This window comes from Streptomyces zaomyceticus (assembly GCF_014656215.1).
Classification (GTDB): domain Bacteria; phylum Actinomycetota; class Actinomycetes; order Streptomycetales; family Streptomycetaceae; genus Streptomyces; species Streptomyces zaomyceticus.
In genome coordinates, this window is the sequence record NZ_BNBZ01000010.1 from 68649 (window position 1) to 94472 (window position 25824).

Annotated in this window: 22 protein-coding genes and 1 riboswitch; of the genes, 8 read left to right on the top strand and 14 right to left on the bottom strand. The window is 71.6% G+C overall.

The window, feature by feature from the left end; genetic code table 11:
- Positions 1-217 precede the first annotated feature (217 nt).
- Positions 218-1627 carry a peptidase C39 family protein gene (locus IE311_RS15575; RefSeq protein ID WP_189832275.1) on the bottom strand — a complete coding sequence of 470 codons (1410 nt, stop codon included), beginning with the start codon at positions 1625-1627 and terminating at the stop codon, positions 218-220.
- A gap of 183 nt (positions 1628-1810) precedes the next feature.
- Here IE311_RS15575 and IE311_RS15580 point away from each other — a divergent pair, with 183 nt between their 5' ends.
- Together IE311_RS15580 and IE311_RS15585 are read left to right on the top strand one after the other, a co-directional pair.
- Positions 1811-2440, top strand: a complete 630-nt coding sequence (locus IE311_RS15580) for a uridine kinase family protein (RefSeq protein ID WP_189832276.1) — start codon at positions 1811-1813, stop codon at positions 2438-2440.
- 309 nt (positions 2441-2749) lie between these two features.
- Positions 2750-4675 carry an AAA family ATPase gene (locus IE311_RS15585; RefSeq protein ID WP_189832277.1) on the top strand — a complete coding sequence of 642 codons (1926 nt, stop codon included), beginning with the start codon at positions 2750-2752 and terminating at the stop codon, positions 4673-4675.
- 22 nt (positions 4676-4697) lie between these two features.
- Here IE311_RS15585 and IE311_RS15590 read toward each other — a convergent pair whose 3' ends face one another.
- The 10 genes from IE311_RS15590 to ribD form a co-directional block, all read right to left on the bottom strand.
- A complete protein-coding gene (locus tag IE311_RS15590) occupies positions 4698-5771 on the bottom strand; it encodes a hemolysin family protein (RefSeq protein WP_189832278.1) in 1074 nt (357 codons plus the stop codon).
- Complete coding sequence (locus IE311_RS15595; protein ID WP_189832279.1) at positions 5768-7216, bottom strand: hemolysin family protein; 1449 nt, start codon at positions 7214-7216, stop codon at positions 5768-5770. Before IE311_RS15595 ends, IE311_RS15590 begins: the two co-directional genes overlap by 4 nt.
- Before the next feature lie 351 nt (positions 7217-7567).
- Positions 7568-8023 carry a PH domain-containing protein gene (locus IE311_RS15600; protein WP_189832280.1) on the bottom strand — a complete coding sequence of 152 codons (456 nt, stop codon included), beginning with the start codon at positions 8021-8023 and terminating at the stop codon, positions 7568-7570.
- Positions 8024-8063: 40 nt separating this feature from the next.
- A complete protein-coding gene (gene hisG, locus IE311_RS15605) occupies positions 8064-8912 on the bottom strand; it encodes an ATP phosphoribosyltransferase (RefSeq protein WP_189832281.1) in 849 nt (282 codons plus the stop codon).
- 80 nt (positions 8913-8992) lie between these two features.
- On the bottom strand, positions 8993-9274 hold the full coding sequence (locus IE311_RS15610; RefSeq protein ID WP_189832282.1) for a phosphoribosyl-ATP diphosphatase: 282 nt from the start codon (positions 9272-9274) through the stop codon (positions 8993-8995).
- 36 nt (positions 9275-9310) lie between these two features.
- Positions 9311-9796, bottom strand: coding sequence for a 6,7-dimethyl-8-ribityllumazine synthase (gene ribH / locus IE311_RS15615; protein WP_017242193.1), 486 nt, complete (start codon positions 9794-9796; stop codon positions 9311-9313).
- Between the two features lie 45 nt (positions 9797-9841).
- A complete protein-coding gene (locus IE311_RS15620) occupies positions 9842-11116 on the bottom strand; it encodes a bifunctional 3,4-dihydroxy-2-butanone-4-phosphate synthase/GTP cyclohydrolase II (protein ID WP_189832283.1) in 1275 nt (424 codons plus the stop codon).
- The gene (locus tag IE311_RS15625) at positions 11113-11748 is read right to left on the bottom strand and encodes a nicotinamide mononucleotide transporter family protein (RefSeq protein ID WP_189832284.1); all 636 of its coding nucleotides are present in this window, start codon (positions 11746-11748) and stop codon (positions 11113-11115) included. The genes IE311_RS15620 and IE311_RS15625 overlap by 4 nt, the downstream gene beginning before the upstream one ends.
- Positions 11745-12353, bottom strand: coding sequence for a riboflavin synthase (locus IE311_RS15630; protein ID WP_189832285.1), 609 nt, complete (start codon positions 12351-12353; stop codon positions 11745-11747). Before IE311_RS15630 ends, IE311_RS15625 begins: the two co-directional genes overlap by 4 nt.
- 2 nt (positions 12354-12355) lie before the next feature.
- Entirely contained in the window at positions 12356-13435 is a 1080-nt protein-coding gene (ribD, locus tag IE311_RS15635; RefSeq protein WP_189832286.1) for a bifunctional diaminohydroxyphosphoribosylaminopyrimidine deaminase/5-amino-6-(5-phosphoribosylamino)uracil reductase RibD, read from the bottom strand.
- Between the two features lie 172 nt (positions 13436-13607).
- Positions 13608-13737: riboswitch (FMN riboswitch) on the bottom strand.
- A gap of 242 nt (positions 13738-13979) precedes the next feature.
- On the opposite strand from ribD, the gene IE311_RS15640 reads away from it, so the two are divergent.
- Together IE311_RS15640 and IE311_RS15645 are read left to right on the top strand one after the other, a co-directional pair.
- Positions 13980-16361 (top strand): chitinase C-terminal domain-containing protein, encoded by a 2382-nt coding sequence (locus IE311_RS15640; RefSeq protein WP_189832287.1) that lies wholly within the window; start codon positions 13980-13982, stop codon positions 16359-16361.
- A gap of 241 nt (positions 16362-16602) precedes the next feature.
- A complete protein-coding gene (locus IE311_RS15645; protein WP_189832288.1) occupies positions 16603-17358 on the top strand; it encodes an SDR family oxidoreductase in 756 nt (251 codons plus the stop codon).
- Positions 17359-17376: 18 nt separating this feature from the next.
- Here IE311_RS15645 and IE311_RS15650 read toward each other — a convergent pair whose 3' ends face one another.
- Positions 17377-18519 (bottom strand): ROK family transcriptional regulator, encoded by a 1143-nt coding sequence (locus IE311_RS15650; RefSeq protein WP_189832289.1) that lies wholly within the window; start codon positions 18517-18519, stop codon positions 17377-17379.
- Positions 18520-18627: 108 nt separating this feature from the next.
- On the opposite strand from IE311_RS15650, the gene IE311_RS15655 reads away from it, so the two are divergent.
- From IE311_RS15655 to IE311_RS15665, 3 genes are all read left to right on the top strand, one after another.
- Positions 18628-19872, top strand: a complete 1245-nt coding sequence (locus tag IE311_RS15655) for an MFS transporter (RefSeq protein ID WP_189832290.1) — start codon at positions 18628-18630, stop codon at positions 19870-19872.
- Between the two features lie 149 nt (positions 19873-20021).
- On the top strand, positions 20022-21482 hold the full coding sequence (locus IE311_RS15660) for a uracil-xanthine permease family protein (RefSeq protein ID WP_189832291.1): 1461 nt from the start codon (positions 20022-20024) through the stop codon (positions 21480-21482).
- A gap of 73 nt (positions 21483-21555) precedes the next feature.
- A complete protein-coding gene (locus IE311_RS15665; protein ID WP_268257190.1) occupies positions 21556-22362 on the top strand; it encodes a DUF5995 family protein in 807 nt (268 codons plus the stop codon).
- 10 nt (positions 22363-22372) lie between these two features.
- On the opposite strand, the gene IE311_RS15670 is transcribed toward IE311_RS15665, so the two are convergent.
- Positions 22373-24070, bottom strand: a complete 1698-nt coding sequence (locus tag IE311_RS15670; RefSeq protein ID WP_189832293.1) for a flavin monoamine oxidase family protein — start codon at positions 24068-24070, stop codon at positions 22373-22375.
- Between the two features lie 61 nt (positions 24071-24131).
- Positions 24132-24938, bottom strand: a complete 807-nt coding sequence (locus IE311_RS15675) for a carbon-nitrogen hydrolase family protein (protein WP_189832294.1) — start codon at positions 24936-24938, stop codon at positions 24132-24134.
- 291 nt (positions 24939-25229) lie between these two features.
- On the opposite strand from IE311_RS15675, the gene IE311_RS15680 reads away from it, so the two are divergent.
- Positions 25230-25796 carry a Repetin gene (locus IE311_RS15680; protein ID WP_189832295.1) on the top strand — a complete coding sequence of 189 codons (567 nt, stop codon included), beginning with the start codon at positions 25230-25232 and terminating at the stop codon, positions 25794-25796.
- Positions 25797-25824 lie beyond the last annotated feature (28 nt).

The window sequence follows — 25824 nt, forward strand, 5'->3', positions numbered from 1 at the left end:
GGAAGTCGCGGCCGACGGTGTCGCTCGTCGATGTGATGGCTGTTCCCCTCGCTCCCGCACACTTGATGCGTGTGCCTGCCGGGCACCCGGCCCGGTGGCGCCATCAAACCGGATGGAGGATCACATCATCCCAGGATTTCGCACTTTGACCTCACATGGTGAGGTGCGGAAGCACCGCGCACGGAGCAGCGTGGCCTCGGCGCTCGGCCGTTTCGTGTCACAGCAGGCCGAGCGATCGCAGTGCGCGGTGCTGTCTCCGGGCCGGTTCGGTCGGCCAGTAGAGGTAGCAGACTCCACCCGTGCCGCTTCTGACCTTGCCGTTCGCGTCGTAGCGCTTCGTGCGGAGCCAGATGTTCTCCCATTCGCGGCGACGGTAGACCCGGCGTACGGCCTCGTTGTCGGGTGACGCGGGGTCGTTGGCGATGATGTCGCCGTCCGCCGTGAAGCCGATGACCGTCATGAGGTGGCCCGAGGTGCCGTATCCGGCGCCGGTCAGTTCCTCCTTGAGGAAGGACTGGGACGTTATGGCCGGGATGCCCGCGCGGATCAGGTCCTCCAGTTCGGTGAGCGAGCTCAGCCGGGTGACCACGGCGTTCATGTCGGGGTAGGTGGCCGCGTAGGCGGCGTTGAAGGGCCAGTTGCCGCAGCCCTCGTACTGGTGGTCGTAGGTGTGGCGGGCCGCGTGGCAGACCTGGGGGTCCGCGAAGTCCGGGTTCACCCAGGCCAGGTCCTCCGTCGACGGCCGGCGCCCCCAGTACTCGACGATCATCTGGGAGGAGGTGGGGCTGCACCAGGCCTCGCCGCCGTTGTCGTACTCGGGGTACTGCCCGACGTGGGTGTTCTGCGAGTAGCGCGGCACGGTCAGTTCGCGGGTGAGGTTCGGCGCCGCGGCCGGGACCGTGAAGCGGTCCGGGATGTCGGAGGCCATCGCGCCGAGGCGCCACACCGTGGGCGTGAGACCGCTCCCCGGGGTGCGGTGGAGGGTCAGTCGCAGCCGGTACGAGGCCAGCCGCAGGCCGCTCGCCGTGTCGTCGATCGCGAAGGTGTCGGTCCAGACGGTGCTCTTGCCGTCGGTCTGGTCGTCGACCGAGGTGCGCCTGATGTCGCCGTCGCCCGAGGCCCAGCGACCCAGGACGTACCAGGGGGTGGCGGTGGCGTCGGTGTACGTGCCGGACAGTTCGACCTGGATCCAGGTGCCGGGCGGCGTGTGGGCGTTCCAGGAGGCGATGACCTCGGTGGCGGGCACGGTCGGGGTGTGTTCCGGCGAGGTCCAGCTCGCGTACTCCCAGGCGGAGGTCCGCCCGGTGTGCGGGTCGGTGTAGTCGGTGCGGCCGACCGGGGTGGCGAGGACGAGGCCGGGGCGGTGCCCGGCGACCGCCCTCGTACCGGCCGCGCTGCCGCACCTCCAGTCCGTGTAGGAGGACCAGAAGCGGTTGTCGACGAGTCCGGGCGCGGGGGCATGGCCCCGTCCGGGGGCGTCGCCGGGGGCCGGGCCGGGGGCGGGGGGCGGGGGGAAGTCGGCGGCGCGGGGAGAGGTGGCGGCCGTGGCGGGAGTGGCGCCGGCGGCCGTTCCGGCGGCCGCGAGGGCCGCGGCGAGGACGGTTCTGCGCGGGGTGGAGCTGGTCATGGGCGGTGACCCCCAGTCGAGAACGGTGGGCGTACGAACGGGGCTGCGCGGGCCCACTATCGCGGCTCCGGACGGGCGTCCGCCAGCACTTCGCGCCGCGTCGCCGGACCAATATTGGTCTCGACCACTGACGGCGGTACCTCCCTGACCTGCGGCGGTCTCCCGCTCCCCTACGCTGGGCCCATGAACGACCTCGACCGCGCGGCCCACGCCCTGCTCCGGCTGCCGCCCTCCTGCGGACCGGTCCGGCTGATCGCGGTCGACGGCCACGCGGGCTCGGGCAAGTCCACGCTCGCGGCCCGTCTCTCCACCGCTCTCGGCGACGCCCCCGTCCTCCACCTCGACGACCTCGCCACGCACGAGGAGCTCTTCGAGTGGACCGACCGGCTGCGGGAGCAGGTGCTCGATCCGCTCTCGCGGGGCGGGACCGCGTCCTACCGCCCGTACGACTGGCGGCTGCGGCGCTTCGGCGGGGCCCGCGAGCTGCCCCCGGCGCCGGTCGTGCTCGTCGAGGGCGTCGGCGCGGGCCGGCGGGCGGTACGGCCGTTCCTGTCGTGGCTGCTGTGGATGGAGCGCGGCCGGGAGGACGCGTGGGCGCGGGGTCGGCACCGGGACGGTCCGGACCAGGCTTCCTTCTGGGACGGCTGGACCGTGGCGGAGACTCGCCATTTCGTCGAGGACCCTTCCCGACCCTTCGCCGACACCCTGGTGCGGGAGTGCCCGGAGGGGTACGACTGGCTTCCCGGGCCTGCTGTGACAGCGGGCGCGGACCAGATCATCACGCACCGTGACGGCTTCATGTCCGTGAACTGAGGGGCCGAAAGTCCGCTTTCGCAAGTGCTTCAACTCCGCTTGACCCAAGGGGCGTACAGGTCTTACGTTCTGAATGTGCGGCTTTTCGGAGCTGCCGCGGACGCGAAGCCCCCGGTTGTTCCCCCGTGATCGGGGGCTTCGTTCTGCCCCTTACGGCCCCTTCCGGGGCCCTTCGCGGGCCCTGATGCTCACCCAGGGTCACCGCTTCCGGATCATGCGCTTCTCCTTAATGACGCACCCCCTGCGCAGGTACGATGCCCCCAGGTGCGGTCAAATCCCGTCCATGCGAAGACGGTTGTGGGGGACCCGATGGACATCGGCACGCAGGGCGCGCAGGCCCCCGCCGAACTCGCCTGGCTGCGCGGAGTCGACGCCTACACCATGGGCGCCTATCCGCAGGCGGAGGACGAGTTCCGGACGGCGGTACGGATCGACCCCGGGATGGCGGACGCCTGGCTCGGGCTGCACGCGCTCCGGGTCGACACCACGACCGCGCTCCTGCGCATGTACCGCAACCGCGACCGCTTCGGCGAGCAGCGGTCCCGGTACCGGCGCACGCTGAACTCCTGGTACTGGCTGGGCTGGTGGGTGCAACCCGTGCTGGAGAGCCCGCGCGACCTCCTGCTCGCCCACGCCTCCCACTGGCTCGACGGGCGCCACGTACCCGAGCTCGACCGGGCCCTCGCGGGGCTCCCGCCGGTCGACACCGACTCCCAGGTCCGCTTTCTGCACGCCTGTCGTGCCTATCTCGTCAAGGACTGGGACCAGTTGGTCCGGCACACCGAGACCCTCGTCGACGACCCGCTGCTCGGCATCGAGGCCGGACTCTTCGGCGGTATGGCCCGGGTGCGTCTGGAGATGTACGGGCAGGCCGAGCCGCTGCTGTCGGCCTCGCTGATGCGCTGCCGCAGCGAGCAGCCCCAGCGCAAGGAGCTGCGCTACTGGCTGGCCCGCGCCCACGAGGGCACCGGGCGCAGCGCCGCCGCCCTGCCTCTCTACCGGGCGGTGCACCGGATCGACCCCACGTTCATGGACACGGCAGCCCGGCTCGCGGCCATCGCCGAGTACGACGGTTTCGAGGGGTACGACGGCATCGACGATCCCGCCGGGCTCGCGACGGTCGCCCTCGGCACGCTCGGCGGAGGGCTCGGCCAGGACGCGGTGGACACCGTCCCCGGTACCGAGTCCGACACCGGTGGCCCGCTGGGCGACGGACTGCGGCTCGCGCCCGACCCCGTACCGCCGACGGCACCGGTCGCGCCGCCGGAGACCGTACGGCAGAAGGCCACCCTGCCGTCCCAGCCGGTTCCCCCTCGCTTTCCGGCGGGGCCCACCGACCCGGTGCTGCTCGCGGAGGCGCTCGCCGAGCTGGAGGGCATGGTCGGCCTGGAGCCGGTGAAGCGCCAGGTCAAGGCGTTGTCGGCGCAGCTGGAGATGGCGCGGCTGCGCGCCGATCAGGGCCTTCCGGTGCAACCGCCCAAACGCCACTTCGTCTTCTCCGGCCCCTCGGGCACCGGGAAGACCACGGTCGCCCGCATCCTCGGCCGGGTCTTCTACGCCCTCGGGCTGCTCGGCGGCGACCACCTCGTGGAGGCCCAACGGGCCGATCTGGTCGGCGAGTTCCTCGGGCAGACCGCGGTAAAGGCCAATGAGCTGATCGACTCGGCGGTCGGTGGGGTGCTCTTCGTGGACGAGGCCTACGCGCTCTCCAACACCGGCTACAGCAAGGGCGACGCCTACGGCGACGAGGCCCTCCAGGTGCTCCTCAAGCGGGCCGAGGACAACCGCGACCATCTGGTGGTCATCCTGGCCGGCTACCCCGAGGGCATGGACCGGCTGCTCAACACCAACCCCGGTCTGTCCTCCCGGTTCACCACCCGGGTCGACTTCCCCTCGTACCGGCCGCTGGAACTCACCGCCATCGGCGAGGTTCTCGCGGCCGCCAACGGCGACAACTGGGACGAGGAGGCCCGCGAGGAGCTGCGCTCGATCAGCGGGCACGTCGTCGAGCAGGGCTGGATCGACGAGCTGGGCAACGGACGCTTCCTGCGTACCCTGTACGAGAAGTCCTGCGCCTACCGGGACCTGCGACTCTCCGGCTACGCCACCATCCCGACCAGGGACGATCTCGCGACCCTCCGGCTGGCCGATCTGATGCAGGCGTACGGCGAGGTCCTGTCGGGCCGCGGTCCGATCGACCGCGGCCCCCAGCAGGAACCCCCGCCCGGCTACTAGGGGGTGTCCGGAGCCCGTCCGGCTACCGGACGGTGGACGGCGCTCCGCCGTGTACGGCGGCCGGCACCTTCCTCACCCGGTGCGCGGGGTCGCGGACCTCGCCCACCAGCGTCTCCAGGACGTCCTCCAGGGCGACCAGGCCGAGGACCCGGCCCGATCCGTCCGCGACCTGCGCCAGATGGGTGGCGGCGCGGCGCATCACGGTGAGGGCGTCGTCGAGGGGCAGTTCGGCGCGGACGGTCGCCATCGGCCGCCACAGCCGCTGCGGCACCGCCCGCTCCCGTTCGTCCAGGTCGAGGACGTCCTTCACGTGCACGAAGCCCATGAAGGCGGCACCCGCACCGGCCCGCACCGGGAAGCGCGAGTACCCGGTGCGTACGGTCAGCTCCTCGATCTCTCGCGGGGTGACCGCCGGCGGGACCGTGACCAGGGAGGCCGGGGCGATGAGGACGTCCGTCACGGGGCGGGTGCCCAGTTCGAGGGCGTCCTCCAGGCGCTCCTGCTCGGCCGGGTCGAGCAGTCCCGCCTGGCCGGCGTCCTCGACGAGCCGGCCGAGCTGGGCGCTGGTGAAGACCGCCTCCACCTCGTCCTTCGGCTCGACCTTGAACGCCCGCAGGACCAGCCGGGCGCAGGCGCCGAGCGCGGCCGTCACCGGACGGCAGAGCCGGGCGAAGCCGACCAGGCCCGGGGCGAGCCAGAGCGCGGTCCGCTCGGGCGCCGCCATCGCCAGGTTCTTCGGGACCATCTCGCCGATGACGAGGTGGAGGACGACGACCGCGGCGAGGGCGATCACATAGCCGAGCGGATGGATGAGCCCCGCCGGGACCCCGACCGCGTGGAAGACGGGTTCGAGGAGCCGGGCCACGGTCGGCTCGGCCACGGCGCCGAGGGTCAGGGAGCAGACGGTGATGCCGAACTGGGCGGCGGCCATCATCTGCGGCAGGTTCTCGAGACCGTGCAGGACCTGCTTGGCGCGGGCCCCGCCGAGCGGCTCGATCTGGCTGCGGCGGACGGAGACGAGCGCGAACTCGGCGCCGACGAAGAAGCCGTTGGCCAGGACGAGCAGGACGGCGAAGAGGAGTTGCAGGGTGCTCATCGGGCGGCCTCCGCCGGGACGGGAGCCGGGGCGGGCGCCTTGGCCGGAGCCTGGGCGGAAGCCGGAGTCGCGGAGGCCGCGACCGGGTCCCGGTCGGGGAGGGAGGCGGCGGTGGCCGCGACCGGGTGCGGATCGGGGGCGGTGCGGACGATCCGGACGCGCTCGGCGCGGTAGCGGTCGACCTGGCGTACCGAGAGCCGCCAGCCGGGGAGTTCGGCGCGGTCGCCCGGGGCGGGGATGCGCCCGAGGAGATCGGCGACGAGTCCGGCCACGGTCTCGTACGGCCCGTCGGGCACGTCGAGGCCTATCCGGCGCAGGGTGTGGACCCGGCAGGAGCCGTCGGCCTCCCAGACGGGCCGGCCGTCCTCGGCCGGAGCGGCGGCCAGCTCGGGGCGTCCGTCGGCCACCGTGTCGTGCTCGTCGCGGACCTCGCCGACGAGTTCCTCGACGATGTCCTCCAGGGTGACGACCCCGGCCGTACCGCCGTACTCGTCGACGACGACCGCGATGGGCTGTTCGCGGCGCAGCCGCTCCAGAAGGGTCTGGGCGGGCAGCGTCTCCGGCACGAGCAACGGGGGGACCGCGATCCTGCCGACGGGGGTACGCAGCCGGGCGTGCGGGGTGACGGCGAGCGCGTCCTTGAGGTGGACCATGCCGACGATCTCGTCGATGCGGTCGCGGTAGACGGGGAACCGCGAGAGGCCGGTGGCCCGGGTGAGGTTGAGGACATCGGCCGCAGTGGCGTCCCATTGGAGGGCGCTCACCTTCACGCGTGGGGTCATGACCTGTTCGGCGGTGAGACCGCCGAGGGACAGGGTCCGTACGAAGAGGTCGGCGGTGTCCTGTTCGAGGGCGCCGGCCTGGGCCGAATGGCGGGCCAGGGAGACCAGCTCGCCGGGGGTGCGGACCGAGTCCAGCTCCTCGGTGGGCTCGACGCCCAGGAGCCGTACGAGCCGGTTCGCGACCCGGTTGAGCAGGGAGATCACCGGCCGGAACAGCGCGGAGAAGCAGCGCTGCGGGGTGGCGACGAAGCGGGCGACCTGGAGCGGGCGGGAGACCGCCCAGTTCTTCGGTACGAGCTCGCCGACCACCATCTGGACGGCGGAGGCGAGCAGCATCCCGACCACCACCGAGATCCCGGAGACGGCCCCTTCGGGCAGTCCGGTCGCGGTGAGCGGTCCGTGCAGCAGTCCGGCGAGCGCGGGCTCGGCGAGCATGCCGACGACCAGGGAGGTGATCGTGATGCCGAGCTGGGTGCCGGAGAGCTGGAAGGACAGCTCGCGCAGGGCGGTGACGACGGTGCGGGCGCGCCGGTCGCCGGCGGCCGCGGCGCGCTCGGCCTCGGCGCGCTCGACGGTCACGAGACCGAACTCGGCGGCGACGAAGAAGCCGTTGGCGAGGATGAGGACGAAGGCCGCTGCGAGCAGCAGCAGGGAGACGATCATGCCGCCGCCTCCGGGGAGGGGGCGGCGCAGGTACTACCGGACGATCCGTCCATTGCTGGAGGGAGTCACTCCTCGGGTCGAAGGGTGGCCTCGCGGGCCGCGACCGCGGCCCTGCACACGCGAGGCGGTGATGCCGCTCGGCACCACCGCCTCAAGAGTAGTCACGCGAAGGCCCGGAGGGGCAGGGGGTCGGCCCCGGATGGGGGACGGATCCGGGTTCACCCGGGTCCCGGCCCGGAGGCCGGACCGCCCGTCGGACCGCCCGTCGACCGGGTCACGCGCCCGTCGGACCGCCCGCACGCGGGGCCGTCCGTGCGGCGAGCCGCCCCGGACCGCGCGCCCGCCGGACCGTCAGGCCGCCCGCTCCGTGCCCGTGCCGTGGCTGTCGGCCAGGGCCCGCAGGGCGCGGGCGTCCCGGATGGCCGACTCCTTGGCGATGCCCGGCTGGATGCCGAGCGCGGCCAGGCTGGTGCCGTCGCTGAGGTCGAGGAAGACCCACGGGTCGCCGGGGCGCAGGTTGACCTTGAGGATCTCCGCCCAGGCCAGCCGCCGGGTCCGGGTGATGTTGACGACCGTGACGCCCTCGTCGTCGGCGACGACCTTGGGGCGGCTCAGCAGGACGAGGCCCCCGGAGATCAGCGCGGCGGTGAAGAAGAAGCTGGCCCGCTCCCCCGGCCCGAGCCGGTCCAGCATCATCGCGATGACGGAGATGACGATGAAGATCGCCACACTCATGGTGATCAGGACGGCACGGGTGCGCCCGGGACGGAAGGTGACCGGCAGGACCGGCGTCTGCGTGTCGGACATCGGGGGTTCCTCGGGGCCTTCGGTGCGGACGGTCGTGCCGTCAGAGGCGGCAGGCGTGGATGGCGGTGGTGAGGATGGCGCGCGCGCCGATCTCGTACAGGTCGTCCATGATCCGCTGCGCCTCCTTGGCGGGGACCATCGCGCGGACCGCGACCCAGCCCTCGTTGTGCAGCGGGGAGACGGTCGGCGACTCCAGGCCCGGGGTGAGGGCGACGGCCTGCTCCAGGTGCTCGGCGCGGCAGTCGTAGTCCATCATCACGTACGAGCGGGCGACGAGGACGCCCTGGAGGCGGCGCATGAACTGCTGGACCTGCGGATTGTCGTCGGCCGCGCCGTGGCGGCGGATCACGACGGCCTCCGAGGTCAGGATCGGCTCTCCGATGACCTCGAGACCGGCGTTGCGCAGGCTCGTGCCGGTCTCGACGACGTCCGCGATGATCTGGGCGACGCCCAGCTGGATCGCGGTCTCGACGGCGCCGTCCAGGTGCACGACGGAGGCGTCGATGCCCTGGTCGGCGAGGTGCTTGGCGACGATGCCCTCGTAGGAGGTGGCGATCGTCATGCCGCCGAAGTCCTCGGGACCCTTCGCGGTGCCCGGGCGGGTGGCGTAGCGGAAGGTGGAACGGCCGAAGTTCAGCGCGAGGATCTCCTCGGCGCTGGCGCCGGAGTCCAGGAGCAGGTCGCGGCCGGTGATGCCGATGTCCAGCTTCCCGGAGGCGACGTAGATCGCGATGTCCTTCGGGCGCAGGTAGAAGAACTCGACCTCGTTGTCGGGGTCGATGACCACGAGCTCCTTGGACTCCTTGCGCTGGCGGTAGCCGGCCTCATGGAGCATTGCCGACGCAGGTCCGGAGAGGGAACCCTTGTTGGGAACGGCGATGCGCAGCATGGGGTGAGCTTCCTTTGCCTGGGAGTGGTGGGGAGTCCGGGTCCGGGTACGCGGATCCGGGTACGGGGAAGTGGCCGTGCTCAGAGGTGGGCGTAGACGTCGTCGAGCGAGATCCCGCGGGCGACCATCATCACCTGGACGTGGTACAGCAGCTGCGAGATCTCCTCGGCGGCGGCTTCCTTGCCCTCGTACTCGGCGGCCATCCAGACCTCGGCGGCCTCTTCGACGACCTTCTTGCCGATGGCATGGACGCCCTTGTCGACCAGCTCCGCGGTGCGGGACGTGGTCGGGTCGCCGGCCTCGGCCTTGAGCTTGAGCTCGGCGAAGAGCTCTTCGAAGGTTTTACGGGTTCCGTTCGCCATGATGGTTCCTAAGAGTACGGGGTAAGGGTCGCGTACCTAGCGCCAGGGTTCGCTGACGGTGCGCAGCGTGGTCGCGGTGGCGACGGCGGCGGTGACGGCCTCGTGGCCCTTGTCCTCGTTGGAGCCTTCGAGGCCGGCCCGGTCGAGGGCCTGCTCCTCGGTGTCGACGGTGAGGACGCCGAATCCGACGGGTACGCCGGTGTCGATCGAGACCTGGGTGAGGCCGTGGGTGACGCCCTGGCACACGTACTCGAAGTGCGGCGTTCCGCCGCGGATGACGACGCCGAGCGCCACGATGGCATCGTAGCCGCGCCCGGCGAGGACCTTCGCCACGACCGGGAGCTCGAAGCTGCCGGGGACCCTGAGCAGGGTCGGCTCGTCGATGCCGAGCTCGCTCAGGGCGCGCAGGGCGCCGTCGACGAGACCGTCCATGATCTTCTCGTGCCACTGGGCCGCGATGACCGCGACCCGGAGGTCGCCGCAGTTCTTCACGCTGAGGACGGGTGCGCCCTTGCCGCTCATGTCTCTCCTTGAACCGTCTGTACGAAAGGTTGCGATAGCCGGGTACTACTGGTTGCCGCAGGTGGAGGCCGGGGAGCCGTCCAGCCAGGGCAGGTCGTGACCCATCCGGTCCCGCTTGGTGGTCAGGTACCGGAGGTTGTGCTCGCCGGCCGTGACCGGCATGGGCTCGCGGCCCTCGACCTCGAGGCCGTGCCGGGTCAGGGCGTCGATCTTGTCGGGGTTGTTGGTCATCAGGCGCAGACTGCGCACGCCCAGGTCGGTGAGGATCTGCGCGCCGGCCGCGTAGTCCCGGGCGTCGGCGGGGAGTCCGAGCTCCAGGTTGGCGTCGAGGGTGTCGCGGCCGCGTTCCTGGAGCTCGTACGCGCGGAGCTTGGACAGCAGGCCGATGCCCCGGCCCTCGTGGCCCCGGAGGTAGACGACGACCCCGCGGCCGGTCTCGGTGATCCGGTCCATGGAGGCCTGGAGCTGGGGGCCGCAGTCGCAGCGCAGCGAGTGGAAGATGTCGCCGGTCAGGCACTCGGAGTGGACCCGGACCAGGACGTCCTCGCCGTCGCCGATCTCGCCGTGGACGAGGGCGACGTGTTCGACGCCGTCCACGGTGGAGCGGTAGCCGTACGCGGTGAAGTCGCCGTGCGCGGTGGGCAGCTGGACCTCGGCCTCGCGGCGGACCGTCGGCTCGGCGGAGCGGCGGTACGCGATGAGGTCCTCGATCGAGATGATCGTCAGGCCGTGCTTGCGGGCGAAGGGGACCAGTTCGGGCAGGCGCAGCATGACGCCGTCCTCGCCGGCGATCTCGACGATCGCGCCGGCCGGGCGGAGGCCCGCGAGGCGGGCGAGGTCGACCGCGGCCTCGGTGTGGCCGTTGCGGGCGAGGACGCCGCCGGGCTTGGCGCGCAGCGGGAAGATGTGGCCGGGCCGCACGAAGTCGGAGGGCTCGTGGTGTCCGCCGGCGAGCATCCGCAGGGTGGTGGCGCGGTCCGCGGCGGAGATGCCGGTGGTGACGCCGTGCGCGGGGGACGCGTCGACGGAGACGGTGAAGGCCGTGCGCATCGACTCGGTGTTGTGCTCGACCATCTGCGGGAGTTCGAGGCGCTCCAGTTCGTCGCCCTCCATGGGGGCGCAGATCAGGCCGCGGCACTCGCTCATCATGAAGGCGACGACCTCGGGGGTGGCCTTCTCGGCGGCGATGACGAGGTCGCCCTCGTTCTCGCGGTCCTCGTCGTCGACGACGACGACGGGCCGGCCGGCGGCGATGTCGCGGATGGCCTGCTCGACGGGGTCGAGGGCGAGGTCGCCGTCCCAGACGTGAAGCGCGCTCATGCGTGTGCTCCTTCCAGAGCGACGGGCGTACGGGTCCGGAGCCACCAGTCACGCAGGCCCCACAGGACGAGCGCGCCGTAGATGACGTAGACGAAGCCGGAGAAGGCATAGCCGTTGGCGAAGTTCAGGGGGACGCCGACCAGGTCGACGAGGAGCCAGGCGAACCAGAACTCGACCATGCCCTTGGCCTGGGCGTACATGGCCACGATGGTGCCGACGAAGATGTACGCGTCGGGCCAGGGGTCCCAGGACAGGCTCGGGTACGCCTGGAAGAGCAGGGCCACCGCGACGGTGCCGGCGGCCGCCGTGACGAGCATGGCGGCGCGCTCGGGCCAGGAGGCGAAGCGCACGGCTATGTGGCCGTCCCCACCGAGGCCCTTGCGGCGCTGCCACTGCCACCAGCCGAAGAGCGCCACGACCATCACGACGACCTGCTTGCCGGCGCTGCCGGTCAGATGGCCGAAGAAGGCGCCGAAGAGGATGAGGCCGGCGAGGAACTGCACGGGCCAGGTCCAGACGGAGCGGCGCCAGCCGAGGGTGAGGGCGACGAGGCCGAAGATGTTGCCGACCATGTCCGACCAGATGATGTGCTGGTCGAAGAGGGTGAACGCCTCGGAGTTGAGCCAGCTCACTTGTCGCTCTCCTTGGCGTTCGGGCCGAGCAGTCGCTCGACGTACTTGGCGATGACGTCCACTTCGAGGTTGACCGGGTCGCCGGGCTGCTTGATGCCGAGCGTGGTCAGGTCGAGGGTGGTGGGGATGAGGCTGATGGTGAACCAGTCGTCGGTGACCTCGACGACGGTGAGGCTGACGCCGTCGACGGTGATCGAGCCCTTCTCGACGACGTACCGGGAGAGGTGGGCGGGCAGACCGACCTTGACGAGTTCCCAGTGCGCGGACGGGGTCCGCTCCAGGATCGTGCCGGTGCCGTCCACGTGGCCCTGGACGATGTGACCGCCGAGGCGGCCGCCGACGGCCATGGGCCGCTCCAGGTTGACGCGGGAGCCGGTCCCGAGGGCGCCGAGGCTGGACCGCTTGAGGGTCTCGGCCATGACGTCGGCGGTGAACTCTCCGTCGCCGAACTCGACGACCGTGAGACAGACACCGTTGACGGCGATGGAGTCGCCGTGCTGGGCGCCTTCCGTGACCAGGGGGCCGCGCAGCCGGAAGCGGGAGGCGTCCTCCAGCTGCTCGACGGCGACGACCTCGCCCAGTTCTTCGACGATTCCGGTGAACACGGTCAGGCTCCCTTGAGGGTGGCGGTGATACGAAGGTCGGATCCGATGCGGACGGTCTCGGTGATGTCGAGCCGCAACGCGTCGGTGATGGTGCTGATTCCCCCGCCGGCGAGGGCGTTCGGGCCCGCGCCGAGGAGGACGGGGGCGAGATAGCCGACGACCTGGTCGACGGCTCCCGCCGCGACGAAGGCGCCCGCGAGGGTGGGGCCGCCCTCGAGGAGGACGGAGCGGACGCCACGGGTGTGGAGGGCGTCCAGGAGGGCGGGTACGGACAGGCCGCGCCCGGCCCGGGGAAGGCGTACGACGTCGACGCCGCCGACGGGGGTCGTGGCGTCCTCGGCGATCGCGATCAGGGTCGGGGCCGCGTCGTCCAGGACCCGGGCGCCCGGCTTCACGGCGCCGGCCTCGGTGTCGACGACGACCCGCAGCGGCTGCACGGCCCCCTCCACGCCGCGTACGGCCAGATGGGGGTCGTCGGTGCGGGCGGTGCCGGAGCCGACCACGACGGCGTCGGACTCGGCGCGCAGCCGGTGGACGTCGGCGCGGGACTCGGCGGAGGTGATCCAGCGGGAGGTGCCGTCGGCGGCGGCGATCCGGCCGTCGAGGGTGGCGCCGTACTTCCAGCGGACGAAGGGGCGGCCGCGGCGCACGGAGGTGAGCCAGGCGATGTTGACGGCCTCGGCCTCGTCGTCCAGGAGGCCCTGAGCGACCTCCACGCCCGCGGCGCGCAGGGTGTCGGCGCCGCCGGTGGCCTGCGGGTTCGGGTCGCCGACGGCGTAGACGACCCGGCCGATCCCGGCCTCGATCAGGGCCTGGGCGCAGGGGCCGGTGCGGCCGGTGTGGTTGCAGGGTTCGAGGGTGACGTACGCGGTGCCGCCGCGGGCCAGGACGCCGGCCTCGCGCAGGGAGTGGACCTCGGCGTGCGGGCCGCCTGCGCGCCGGTGGAAGCCCTCGCCGACCTGGTGGCCGGAGGCGTCGGTGATGACGCAGCCGACGACGGGGTTGGGGCTGGTGGCGCCGAGACCGCGCGCGGCGAGCTCGACGGCGCGTCGCATGGCGGTGATGTCGGCCTGCTGGGCCACCGGGTCCTCCTGCCTCTTCGGGCACGGACTCCGGGGCCTGTCGATGACGACAGAGAGCGGAACGACACCTCGCGCAGGGTGCGCCGAGGCCGCGTCCTGCGGGTACGCCGATCGGTTTCGACACGGCGACCAGCGGACGTACGGCCGGCACACCCCTGACAGGGGTCGCCCGCCGCGCACTGCCTCCCATCCGGACTTTCACCGTCGGTCCAGGAATCTCACCTGGTCAACCGGCCGCTGGCTGCGGACGGGTCGCGGACTATACCGCCGGTTCGGAATTACACCGACCCCGGAGTGCGCTGCTGCTGATACAGGGCCAGTGTGCCACGAGCCGCGCGAGGCGATGTGGCCGAGTCCCTGTGGTCTGGCTCACAGAATCCCACAGAACTCTTCTTTGGTCCAGACCTATTGACGCACTGGTCTAGTCCTCTTAATCTCCGTGTCACCTCCTAGGAACGGTCCGGCGGCGTGCGCACTCCACGGGCCCAACACGACCCACCCCCTTGTTCGTTGTGTTTCATGACCTCCCCAGGAGGACCTGATCGTGTTGTCCCCCACCGCGAAAAGAGCCTCGCTGCTCTCCTCCGGCGCGGCCGTCGCCGGACTGCTGCTCAGTTCGCTCTCCGGCGGCGTCTCGTACGCGGCCGACAACGAGTCCTGTCGCCCCGACGGGCTCTACAAGACCCCGGGCGTCGACGTCCCGTACTGCTCGGTCTACGACACCGAGGGCCGCGAGAAGATGGGCGCGGACCACCAGCGCCGGGTCATCGGCTACTTCACCGGCTGGCGCGACGGCAAGAACGGCCAGCCCGCGTACCTGGCCAAGGACATCCCGTGGGAGAAGATCACCCACATCAACTACGCCTTCGGCCACATCGGCGGCGACAACAAGCTCTCCGTCGGCACGGACGGCCCGAACAACGCCGCCACCGGAATGACCTGGCCCGGTGTCGCCGGCGCGGAGATGGACCCCTCGTTCTCCTACAAGGGCCACTTCAACCTGCTCAACAAGTTCAAGAGGCAGCACCCGAACGTGAAGACGCTGATCTCGGTCGGCGGCTGGGCCGAGACCGGCGGCTACTTCGCGGACAACGGCGACCGGGTCAACTCCGGCGGCTTCTACTCGATGGCCACCAACGCCGACGGCTCGGTGAACCAGGCCGGCATCGACACCTTCGCCGCCTCGTCCGTCGACTTCATCCGCAAGTACGGATTCAACGGCGTCGACATCGACTACGAGTACCCGACGACCATGAAGGACGCCGGCAACCCGCTCGACTGGCAGTTCGCCAACGCGCGCCGCGCCGGACTCGTGCAGGGCTACGCGGCCCTCATGAAGTCCCTGCGCGAGAAGCTGGACGTCGCGGGCGCCGCCGACGGCAAGCACTACCTGCTGACCGTCGCCGCCCCCTCCTCCGGCTACCTGCTGCGGGGCATGGAGACCTTCCAGATGCAGAAGTATCTGGACTACGTCAACATCATGTCCTACGACCTGCACGGCGCCTGGAACGAGTACGTCGGCCCCAACGCCTCCCTCTTCGACGACGGCAAGGACGGCGAGCTCGCCGCCGCCAACGTCTACGGCTCGGCGCAGTACGGGAACATCGGCTACCTCAACACCGACTGGGCCTACCACTACTTCCGCGGCTCGATGCCGGCCGGCCGGATCAACATCGGCCTGCCCTACTACACCCGCGGCCACAAGAACGTGCAGGGCGGCACCGACGGTCTGTGGGGCAAGGCCTCCGCGACCACCTGCCCCGCCGGAGCCGGTCTGACCAAGTGCGGTGACGGCGCCGTCGGCATCGACAACCTGTGGCACGACAAGGACACCAACGGTGTCGAGTCGCCCGCCGGGTCCAACCCGATGTGGCACGCCAAGAACCTCGAGAAGGGGATCGTCGGCGACTACGTCACGCAGTACGGCTTCCCGGCCAACACCACCCTGACCGGCACCTACGCCCGCAAGTACGACTCGACCCTGGTCGCGCCGTGGCTGTGGAACGCGCAGAAGAAGGTCTTCCTCTCCACCGAGGACGAGCAGTCCGTGGGCGCCAAGGCCGACTACGTGGTCGACAAGGGCATCGGCGGCACGATGGTCTGGGAGATGGCCGGCGACTACGCCTGGAACGCCGCCAAGGGCCAGTACGAGATGGGCTCCACGCTCACCTCGCTGATGTACGACAAGTTCAAGGCGGCCACCCCGTACGGCGCGAAGAAGTCGAACAAGGCGCTGCCGACCCAGGCCGTGAAGATCGACACCCAGTTCACCGAGTTCAAGCTGGGCGACTCGAACTACCCGATCACCCCGAAGATCAAGATCACCAACAACACGGCGACGGCCCTGCCCGGCGGCACGGAGTTCCAGTTCGACTACGGCACCTCGGCCCCGAGCAACGCCTCCGACCAGTCGGGCTTCGGCACGAAGGTCATCAGCAGCGACCACACGGGCAGCAACGTGGGCGGCCTGAAGGGCGACTTCCACCGCGTCTCCCTGAAGCTCCCGGCCTGGCAGTCGCTGGCCCCCGGCGCCTCGGTCGACCTGGCGTTCAACTACTACCTGCCGGTGTCCACCCCCTCCAACTGGACGGTGAACATCAACGGCACGACGTACGCCCTCGCCGGTGACCTGGCGCGCGGTACGACGGTGGTGGAGCCGGGCACGACGACCCCGCCGACCACCCCGCCGACCACGCCTCCCACCACCCCGCCGACGACGCCGCCGACGACTCCCCCGACCACGCCTCCGACGACGCCGCCCACGGGCTGCGGCACGGTCCCGGCGTACGTGGCCGGCACGATCTACAACGCGGGCAACGAGGTCTCCCACAACGGCCGCAAGTACAAGGCCCAGTGGTGGACCCAGAACGAGACGCCGGGCACGACCGGCGACTGGGGCGTCTGGAAGGACCTCGGTCCCTGCTGACCCCACCCCTCTGATCCCCCGGCGGCGGAATCTCACAGCCCTTGCCGCCGCCGGGCACCCCCAGCGCCGCGCCCCCCTGTCCGGGGCGCGGCGCCTCCGCGTGTACGGCCGCCCCGGTCGGTCCGCGTGTGCGGTCCCGGCACGTGCCGGTCGTACGGCTGCCCGGCGCGTTCCGGTTGTACGGCCGCCCCGGCACCGTTCCGCGTGTGCGGTCCGCGGCCGGGGCGGTCAGGCTGGAGGCATGAGCACGATCCTGGTCACCGGCGGCACGGGAACCCTCGGCCGGCCCGTCTGCGAGCGGCTGCGCGCGGACGGCCACGAGGTAAGGGTCCTCAGCAGGCACTCGCCCCCCTACGCGGTCGACCTGCGCAAAGGCGGCCCGCTGCTCGACCGGGCGGTCGACGGGGCGGACGCGGTCGTCCACTGCAGCAACATCCTGCGCGGCGACAAGGAGGCCGCCCGCCTCCTGATCGAGGCCGCGCGGCGGGCCGGCGTGCCGCACCTGCTGTACATCTCGATCGTCGGCGTCGACCGGGTGCCGCTCGGCTACTACCGGACCAAGTACGCGGTGGAGCGCATGATCCAGGGCTCGGGCATCGGCTGGACGCTGCTGCGCGCCACCCAGTTCCACGACCTGATCCTCCAGCTGCTCCAGGGCCTCGCCAGACCGCCCGTGATGCTGCTGCCCAGGGAGGTCCGGGACCAGCCCCTGGAGGTGACGGAGGCGGCCGCGCGCCTCGCCGAACTGGCCGCGGGACCCCCGGCGGGCCGGGTGGAGGACATGGGCGGCCCCGAGATCCGCACCTTCGCCGAGCTCGCCCGCTCCTATCTCGGTGCGAGCGGACGCCGGCGCCGTCTCGTGGAGGTGCCGCTGCCGGGCGGAACGTACCGGGGGCTGCGGCGGGGCGAGCACCTGGCACCGGACCGCGCGGTGGGCACGGTGACGTTCGACGAGTTCCTGGCGCGGCGCTTCGGGAGACCGGAGGAGACCCCCTAGGGGGTCTCCGGAGAGTCCCTAGAGCCCGGCCGTCGGCGGGCCGAAGAGCGCGTCCTGGGCCGCGTCGCGGGCGAGGAGCAGGGCGCCGCGCAGGACGGCCGCGTCACCCAGGGCCGTCGGGCGGATCTCCGTACGGAGCGGGGAGAGGGAGGCCAGTTCCGACTCCACGCGCGCGGCGAGTCCGGCGCCGCCCTGGTGGCCGGTCTCCCCGGCGAGGACCACGCAGCCGGGGTCCAGGACGGAGACGACCGCGGCCGCTCCGACGGCGAGGCGGCGGGCGAGGGCGTCGAGGAACGGGTCGTGGTCCGAGGCGAGCGCCTCCGCCGGGTCCAGGCCGTGGGCGGTGGCGAGGGACCCGACGGCGGCCGCGCAGGCCAGCTCGTGGAAGCCGCCGTCGCAGCCGGTGGCGGAGGGGAGCCCCGAGGTGCCGGGGACCGGCAGGAAGCCGATCTCGCCCGCGCCGCCCGAGGCCCCGCGGCGCAGCCGGCCGTCGAGGACGAGGGAGGCGCCGACGCCCTGGCCGAGCCAGAGGAGGACGAAGTCCTCCCGGTCGCGGGCCGCGCCCTCGCGCAGTTCGGCGACGGCGGCGAGGTTGGTCTCGTTCTCGACCAGGACGTGGGCGGTCAGCCGTTCCTGGAGGACTCCGACGAGCCGCCGGTGCCAGGCGGGCAGTCCCGAGGAGTCGCGGAGGTCGCCGGTGGCCGGGTCGATGAGGCCGGGGGCTCCGACGGCCACGCTGTGCAGCCGGTCGGCGCCCGCCTCCTTCACGGTGCGTTCCAGGAGAGTGACCGCCTTCTCGACGGCCGGCCCGGTGCCGCTGTCGTCGCCGACCGGGACGGAGGCCTCGGCGAGGGTGGTGCCGAGCAGGTCCGCGACGGTGACGGAGACGGAGCTGGTGCGCACGTCGAGGGCGGCGAGGTGCGCGCGGTCGGCGACGAGCCCGTACAGCTTGGCGTTGGGGCCCCTTCGCTCGGCGCCGGACTCCCCCACGACATGGACGAGCCCGGAGTCCTGGAGGCGCTCGACGAGATCGGCGACGGTGGGCCGGGAGAGTCCGGTGAGGGTCTTGAGCTGAGTGGCCGTCAACGGGCCTTCGTCCTGGAGCAGTCGCAGGGCGAACCGGTCGTTGATGGCTCGTGCCGTGCTCGGGGATGCGGCCATGCGGCGATCCTCTCAGACGCGGGCCCGGCAAGGACGCCATCCCGGCGTCTATTTATCAGGCAGGGTTCCTGATAGTTTACCGGCCACACCACGAACCAGGGAGGGCCCATGGCGGCGGAGACCGTCACCAGCACCCAACGACTGCGGCGGGCGCGCTTCGCCATCGCCGCCGTCTTCTGCGTCCACGGCGCCGTGACCGGCAGTTTCGCCACCCGTATCCCCTGGATCCAGGAGCACGCGGGCGTCAGCGCGGGACAACTCGGACTCGCCCTCGCCTTCCCCGCACTCGGCGCCTCCGTCGCGATGCCGCTCGCCGGGGCGATCTCCCACCGCTTCGGCGCCCGGACGGCGCTCCGCGGGCTGCTCACCCTGTGGACTCTCGCCCTGACGCTGCCCGCGCTCGCCCCGAACATCTGGGGCCTGTGCGGGGCGCTCTTCGTGTACGGCGCCACCGCCGGCATGTCCGACGTGGCGATGAACGCGCTGGGCGTCGAGACCGAGAACCGGCTCGGCAAGTCCATCATGTCGAGCCTGCACGGCATGTGGAGCGCGGGCGCCCTCATCGGCTCCGCCGCCGGCACGGTCGCCGCGCACCTCGGCGGCGACGCCCGGCTCCACCATCTGATCGCGGCCCTGGTCCTGACCGCCCTCGGTCTGTTCTTCTGCCAGGGCGTGCTCGACCTCCGCAGCACTCCCGAGGAGGACCCGCCGCCGCGCTTCTCGCTGCCGCCGAAGTCCGCGCTGATCATCGGCGCGATCGGCTTCTGCGCGGTCTTCGCGGAGGGTGCCAGCCTCGACTGGTCGGCCGTCTACCTCCGGGACGAACTGGGCAGCTCCGCCGGTCTGGCGGCCGCCTCGACGACCGCCTTCGCACTGACGATGACCGTGGCGCGCCTCGTCGGCGACCGGGTCGTGGACCGCTTCGGCGCGGTGCGCACGGTACGGGTCGGGGGCGCCGTCGCCACCCTCGGCGGGGCGATGGTCGTCCTGGCCCCGCACGCCGCCGTCGCCATGGCCGGTTTCGGTCTCATCGGACTCGGAGTCGCCGTCGTCGTCCCGCTCGCCTTCGCCGCGGCCGGACGCAGCGGCCCGAACCCCAGCCAGGCCATCGCGGGCGTCGCCACCATCACGTACACGTCGGGGCTCATCGCCCCTTCCGCGATCGGTGGCATCGCGGACGCCACCTCGCTGGTCTTCTCGTTCGGTCTGGTCACCCTGCTCGCGCTGGGGCTGGTCGTCGGCGCGGGGGTCCTCAGGACCGGTGGGACCGGTGGGACCGACGGGCACGAGCCGACGCCCGAGGCGGGCACGAAGGGCGGAGCCCCGGCCAAGAGCTCCGGCCCGGTCGCCTAGGGGGTGGCGCGGCAGGTGTCGCGGCGGGCGGCCCCCAGGAGCGGCCCGCCACCCGCCGCGACCGCTCCGACCTGCGGTGACGCATACCATGTGGCTGATCTTTTGCGGTCACGACGCGGCCGCCGACACCGAAGAACGGGAGCTGCCTCATGAACCTCGGCGTGCGCTGGACCCTGCACGGCGACGGGAAGACACCCGCTCCCGGAGCCGTCGTCCGTCCGGACGAACGGCTCTCCTGGCCCCGTACGGTCGGCCTCGGCGCCCAGCACGTCGTCGCCATGTTCGGCGCCTCCTTCGTCGCCCCGGTCCTCATGGGTCTCGACCCGAACCTCGCGATCATGATGTCCGGTGTCGCGACCGTGATCTTCCTCCTCGCGACCCGCGGCACCGTCCCCTCGTACCTGGGCTGCTCGCTCTCGTTCGTCGGTGTCGCCGCCGCCATCCGGGCCTCCGGCGGCAGCAGCGCCACCGTGACCGGCGCGGTCCTCGTCGTCGGCGCGGTCCTCTTCCTCGCCGGTCTCGCGGTCCGCAGGTTCGGCGCGCGGATCATCCACGCGGCGATGCCCCCGATCGTCACCGGCGCCGTCGTCATGCTGATCGGCTTCAACCTGGCCCCGGTCACCGCGTCGACGTACTGGCCGCAGGACCAGTGGACGGCCCTCCTCGTGATGCTGTTCACCGGCCTCGCCGTCGTCTGTCTGCGCGGCTTCTGGTCGCGGATCGCGATCTTCCTCGGCCTGATCTTCGGCTACGCCGTCTCCTGGGTCTTCGACCTGGTCTTCGGCAAGATCGACTCGATGTCCCCGAGCGGCCAGGTCACCGAGCACTGGAGGCTCGACCTCTCCGGCGTCTCGAAGGCCGACTGGATCGGTCTGCCCTCGTTCCACGGGCCGAGCTTCGAGTGGTCCGCGATCCTGGTCGCGCTGCCCGTCGTCATCGCCCTGATCGCGGAGAACGCCGGACACGTCAAGGCCGTCGGCGAGATGACCGGGGACAACCTGGACGACAAGCTCGGCACCGCGATCGCCGCCGACGGCGCCGCCTCGATGCTGTCGACGGCCGTGGGCGGCCCGCCGAACACCACGTACTCGGAGAACATCGGCGTCATGGCCGCCACCCGGGTCTACTCGACGGCCGCCTACTGGGCCGCGGCCGGCTTCGCCCTGCTCTTCGGCCTCTGCCCGAAGTTCGGCGCGATCGTCGCCGCGATCCCCGGCGGAGTCCTCGGCGGCATCACCGTCATCCTGTACGGCATGATCGGCCTGCTCGGCGCCCAGATCTGGATCAACGCCAAGGTGGACCTGCGCAACCCGCTGAACCTGGTCCCGGCCGCCGCCGGCATCATCATCGGCGTCGGCGGGGTGAAGCTGACCTTCACGGACACCTTCGAACTGGGCGGCATCGCGCTCGGCACGATCGTCGTCATCACCGGCTACCACGTGCTGCGGGCCTTCGCCCCGGCCCACCTCAAGGAACAGGAGCCGCTGCTCGACTCCGGCACCAGCTCGTACGAGGGCACGGCGGGCGAGGGCGCGGCGGGCCGGAGCGCGGCGGGCCGGAGCGCGTCCGGTGAGAGCACGTCGGGCCAGGACCCGCTGTCGAAGAACTGAGTGATTCGCCCGTTCTGGGTAAGCCGGGCCCGGGGAGTTCCCTCCCGGGCCCGACGGCTGGGAGCCTGCCCTCATGGCGCAGACCCAGCAGATCGGGCAGAACCGGCGGATCGGGCAGAGCGATCGGGCCGAACGGATCGACCGGATCGACCGGATCGACCGGATCGACCGGATCGACCGGATCGACCGGATCGGCCTGGAACTCGGGGAGTTCCAGGCCGTCGATCCCGTGGTGGACCGCATGCGGGCGCTCCGTTCGGCCTGGCATCCGACCGACGGGGTCGCCGTCTTCAACCGGGTCTATCTGACCGTCACCGAGGAGATCGGCCACGCGATCGAGGCGGGCGGCTTCGCCGACAGGCGGGCCGCCGCCACCCTCGACGTGCGGTTCGCCGAGCGGTACCTCGCGGCGGTCGACTCCCTCGCCACCGGCCGCCCCGCCCCCGCCTGCTGGCGGCCCCTCTTCCACTCCCGGCGGCATCCCGGCGTACGGCCGCTGCAGTTCGCGCTGGCCGGGATCAACGCCCACATCGGCCACGACCTGGCTCTCGCGGTGGTCGACGCCAGCCGGATCCTGGAGTGCGCGCCGGCCGACCTGGAGGACGAGTTCGACCGGGTCGGCGACATCCTGGTCCTGCTCGAGGAGCGCATCCGGGAGGAACTGATGCCGGGCCCGGATCTCCTGGAGATCGCGGACCCGCTGACGCATCTGCTCGGCTGCTGGAGCCTGGACCGGGCCCGCGACGGGGCCTGGCTGGCGGCGCGCTCGCTCTGGCAGCTGCGCGGCCTTCCCGAGCTGGCCGAGGAGTTCACGGAACGCCTCGACCGCTCGGTGGGCCTGGTGGGGCGGATGCTGCTCACCCCCCTGACCAGGCCCTGAACCGGGTGCCTCAGTCCTCCGGCAGCTCGACCGGGGCGATCTCGTCGTACACGTCGCCCGGACCGGGGTTGGTACCGTCGGTGGAGCCGCCGAAGTGGTGCATCACGCCCCAGACCGCGTTGAGCGCCGTCTGCACCGCGCCCTCGGCCCAGCCGGCCGTCCAGGAGATGTCGTCGCCCGCGAGGAAGATGCCCCGCTTGTCCTCGGGGAGGCGGTCCTGCATGAAGTGGGTGAAGAGGCGCCGCTGGTAGCGGTAGTGGCCCGGCAGGTTGGCCTTGAAGGCGCCCATGAAGTAGGGCTCGTTCTCCCAGGAGACCGTCACCGGGTTGCCGATGATGTGCTTCCGGATGTCGACCTTCGGGTAGATCTCGCCGAGCGACTTCAGCATGACCTCCATCCGCTCGTTCGCGGACAGCGGGAGCCACTTCAGGCTGTCGTCGCACCAGGTGTACGACAGGCAGATGGTGGCCGGCTTGTCCGGACCGTCGTCCAAGAGGTACGTGCCGCGGGTCATGCGGTCGGTGAGCGTCATCGACATGACGTCCCGGCCGGTCTCCTCGTCCTTGTCCAGCCAGAACGGCCGGTCCACCGGCACGAAGAGCTTCGAGGACTCCATGTAGTGGGTGCGCTCGATCGCCGTCCAGTGGTCGATCGGGAAGAGCGAGTCGTCGCAGGCGATCTTGGAGAGCAGCATCCAGGACTGGGCGGTGAAGATCGCCGCGGGGAAGGTGCGGATGTCGCCGGAGGCGTCGGTGACGGTGATCCGGTTGCCGGCGGTCCGGTTCAGCCGGGTCACGGCCGGCTTCGGGGTGCCCTCGTGCAGGGAGCTGAGCGAGGTGCCCTGCGCCCAGTGGACGATCTTCTCCGGCTCGCGCTCCCACAGGCGCAGCGGCAGCTGCTGCGAGCCGCCGACGATGCCGCGGTGGTGGTCGTCCGCCTCGGTGTAGACGACGCGGAGGATCTCCAGGATGGAGTTCGGGAAGTCGGTGTCCCAGCCGCCGGTGCCGAAGCCGACCTGGCCGAAGATCTCGCGGTGCCGGAAGGACTTGAAGGACTCCGACTCGCAGAGGAAGCCGTAGAAGGTCTGGTTGTCGAGCTTCTCGACCAGCTTGGACCAGATCTCGCGGATGCGCGGGACGTCGCGCTCGCGCATGGCCTGGTTCATGTCGGAGAAGTCGGCGCCCTCGTCCAGACAGGCGTTCCACGCGTTCATCACGTCGCGGTAGACCTGCGGAAGGTCGTCGACGGTGGTGGCGTAGTGCGACTCGCCCTTGAGGTCGACGACGGTCGACGGGGTCGACTCGGCCAGCGGGTTGGGGAAGGGCGTGGTCTCCAGGTCGACCAGGTCGATGTAGTGCTGGAGCGCGGTCGAGGAGGGCGGGAAGCGCATGGCGCCCATCTCCGCGGTGAGACCCTCGGTGGCGGTGCCCTCGAAGCCGACGGTGCGCAGTCGGCCGCCGATCTGGTCGGCCTCGTAGACGACGGGCTTGAGGCCCATCTTCATCAGCTCGTACGCGGCGATGATGCCGGAGAGCCCGCCGCCGATGACGGCGACCTCGGTGCCGTGCTCGGTCGCGGGTATCTGGCCGAGCCCGGCCGGGTGGGCCAGGAAGTCGTCGTAGGCGTACGGGAAGTCCGGACCGAACATGGTGATCGGCGGCTGGCCGTCGCTGTGGGGGACGGCGGTCGTGGGCACCGTGGACGTCATGGGGTACGGACTCCTTGCACGGAAAAGATGAGGCAGGTCGGGAAGGCGGGGAGCGGGCTGCTCAGACGAGGGGGCCGTAGAGACCCGGGCGCCGGTCGCGGAGGTAGGGGTTCTCCGCGCGGGAGGCCGCCAGGAAGTCGGGGTCGACATCGCCGACGACGAGATCCTCGCCCCGCCCGGCCCGGGCGCGGGCGGTGCCGTCGGGGCCGGCCAGCGTGGAGAGGCCGACGAACTCGAAGTCGCCCTCGGGGCCGGTCCGGTTGGCGTACGCGATGTAGAGCTGGTTCTCGAAGGCGCGGACCGGCACCACGGACAGGGGCACGATCTCGGCGGGGTGCATGAGCGCGGTCGGTACGAGGAGGAGGTCCGTACCGGCCAGCGCGTGCGCCCGCACGTTCTCCGGGAACTCGACGTCGTAGCAGATCATCATGCCGACGGTGAGGCCGTCGAGCTCCGCCTGGACGACGGCCCGCTCCCCGGGGGTGAACCACTTCAGCTCGAAGTCACCGAAGAGATGGGTCTTGCGGTACCGCGCGAGCGGGACGCCGTCGGCGCCGATGAGCTGCGCGGAGTTGTACAGGACCCCGTGTCGCCCGGTGTCGCGCTCCGGGTAGCCGTAGCCGACGGCCAGGCCGTGGCGCACGGCGATCGCCGCGACGGCGCGGGCGGAGGGGCCGTCGGCCGGCTCGGCCAGGCGCGCCATGTCGGCGCCGATGGCGTAGCCGGTGAGGAACAGCTCGGGAGCGAGCAGCACACCCGCTCCGGCGGCCGCGGCGCGGGCGGCGGCCTCGTCGAGGATCTTGAGGTTGCCGGCCACGTCACCGAGTTCTCCGGAGCTCTGGAGCAGGGCGGTGCGCAGCGCGGGCATGCGTGATCCTCGGGGGGTCGGAGTACAAGGGGAAGACGTCAAAAACGGTACGGTTTCGCGCCGCGTCGGGACAAGACGGCAGCGTTGCGGACCGACCGTCGAACCGTTGCGCGATCCCCGGCCACCACGGCGATTCGTTGCGTACGGCTCCGCCCGGCGGCGTAGACCTCCCCCGCCGCGCGGCGGAGGCGAGGACCGTTCTCCGGCGCGACGTCCCGGCGCGGCCCGCGCGGAAGAGTGGTCCTCGTCCGGACGACCTGCCGGACGACCTGCCGAAGGGACCGGAACACCATGAACCGTCGTACGAAGACCGTCGCCGTCGCCGCCGCCATTCTGCTCACGCTGGGGGCCGGGGGCATCGCCGCCGCGTCGGCGGACGGCGCTCCCGCTCCTGCCGCCGCCCCCGCCGCCGTCTCGGAGGCCGCCGCGCTGACCGGCACGGCCAAGCTCCACCGGCCGGCCGGTGACGACATCACGTTCACCTTCGACGCGCACCTGGCGGAGAAGAACCGGCAGGATCCGATGAAGGCCACCGGTACGTTCCGCTTCAGCCACTACAAGGGGGACTGGGGCGGATACGCGAAGGTGAAGGTCGACTGCCTCACCACGGGCGGCAAGGTGGCCGTCGTGTCGGGTGTGGTCGTGGAGACCGACGTGAAGGAGTTCCGGAAGGCGCGCGTCGGCGTCACGGTGCACGACGACCCCGCGGGCGACCGGCTCGGCTACACGTGGATGACCGCCGACCCGCAGAAGGACAAGGTGCCGCCGTGCATCAGCGGCGCGCCGTTCGAGAAGGTCGAGAAGGGTACGGGCGACTTCGAGGTCGTGCCCTGGGAGTTCGTCTACCCGACCGAATAGACCGCCCCACGGGGGTGGGCGGGCGAAG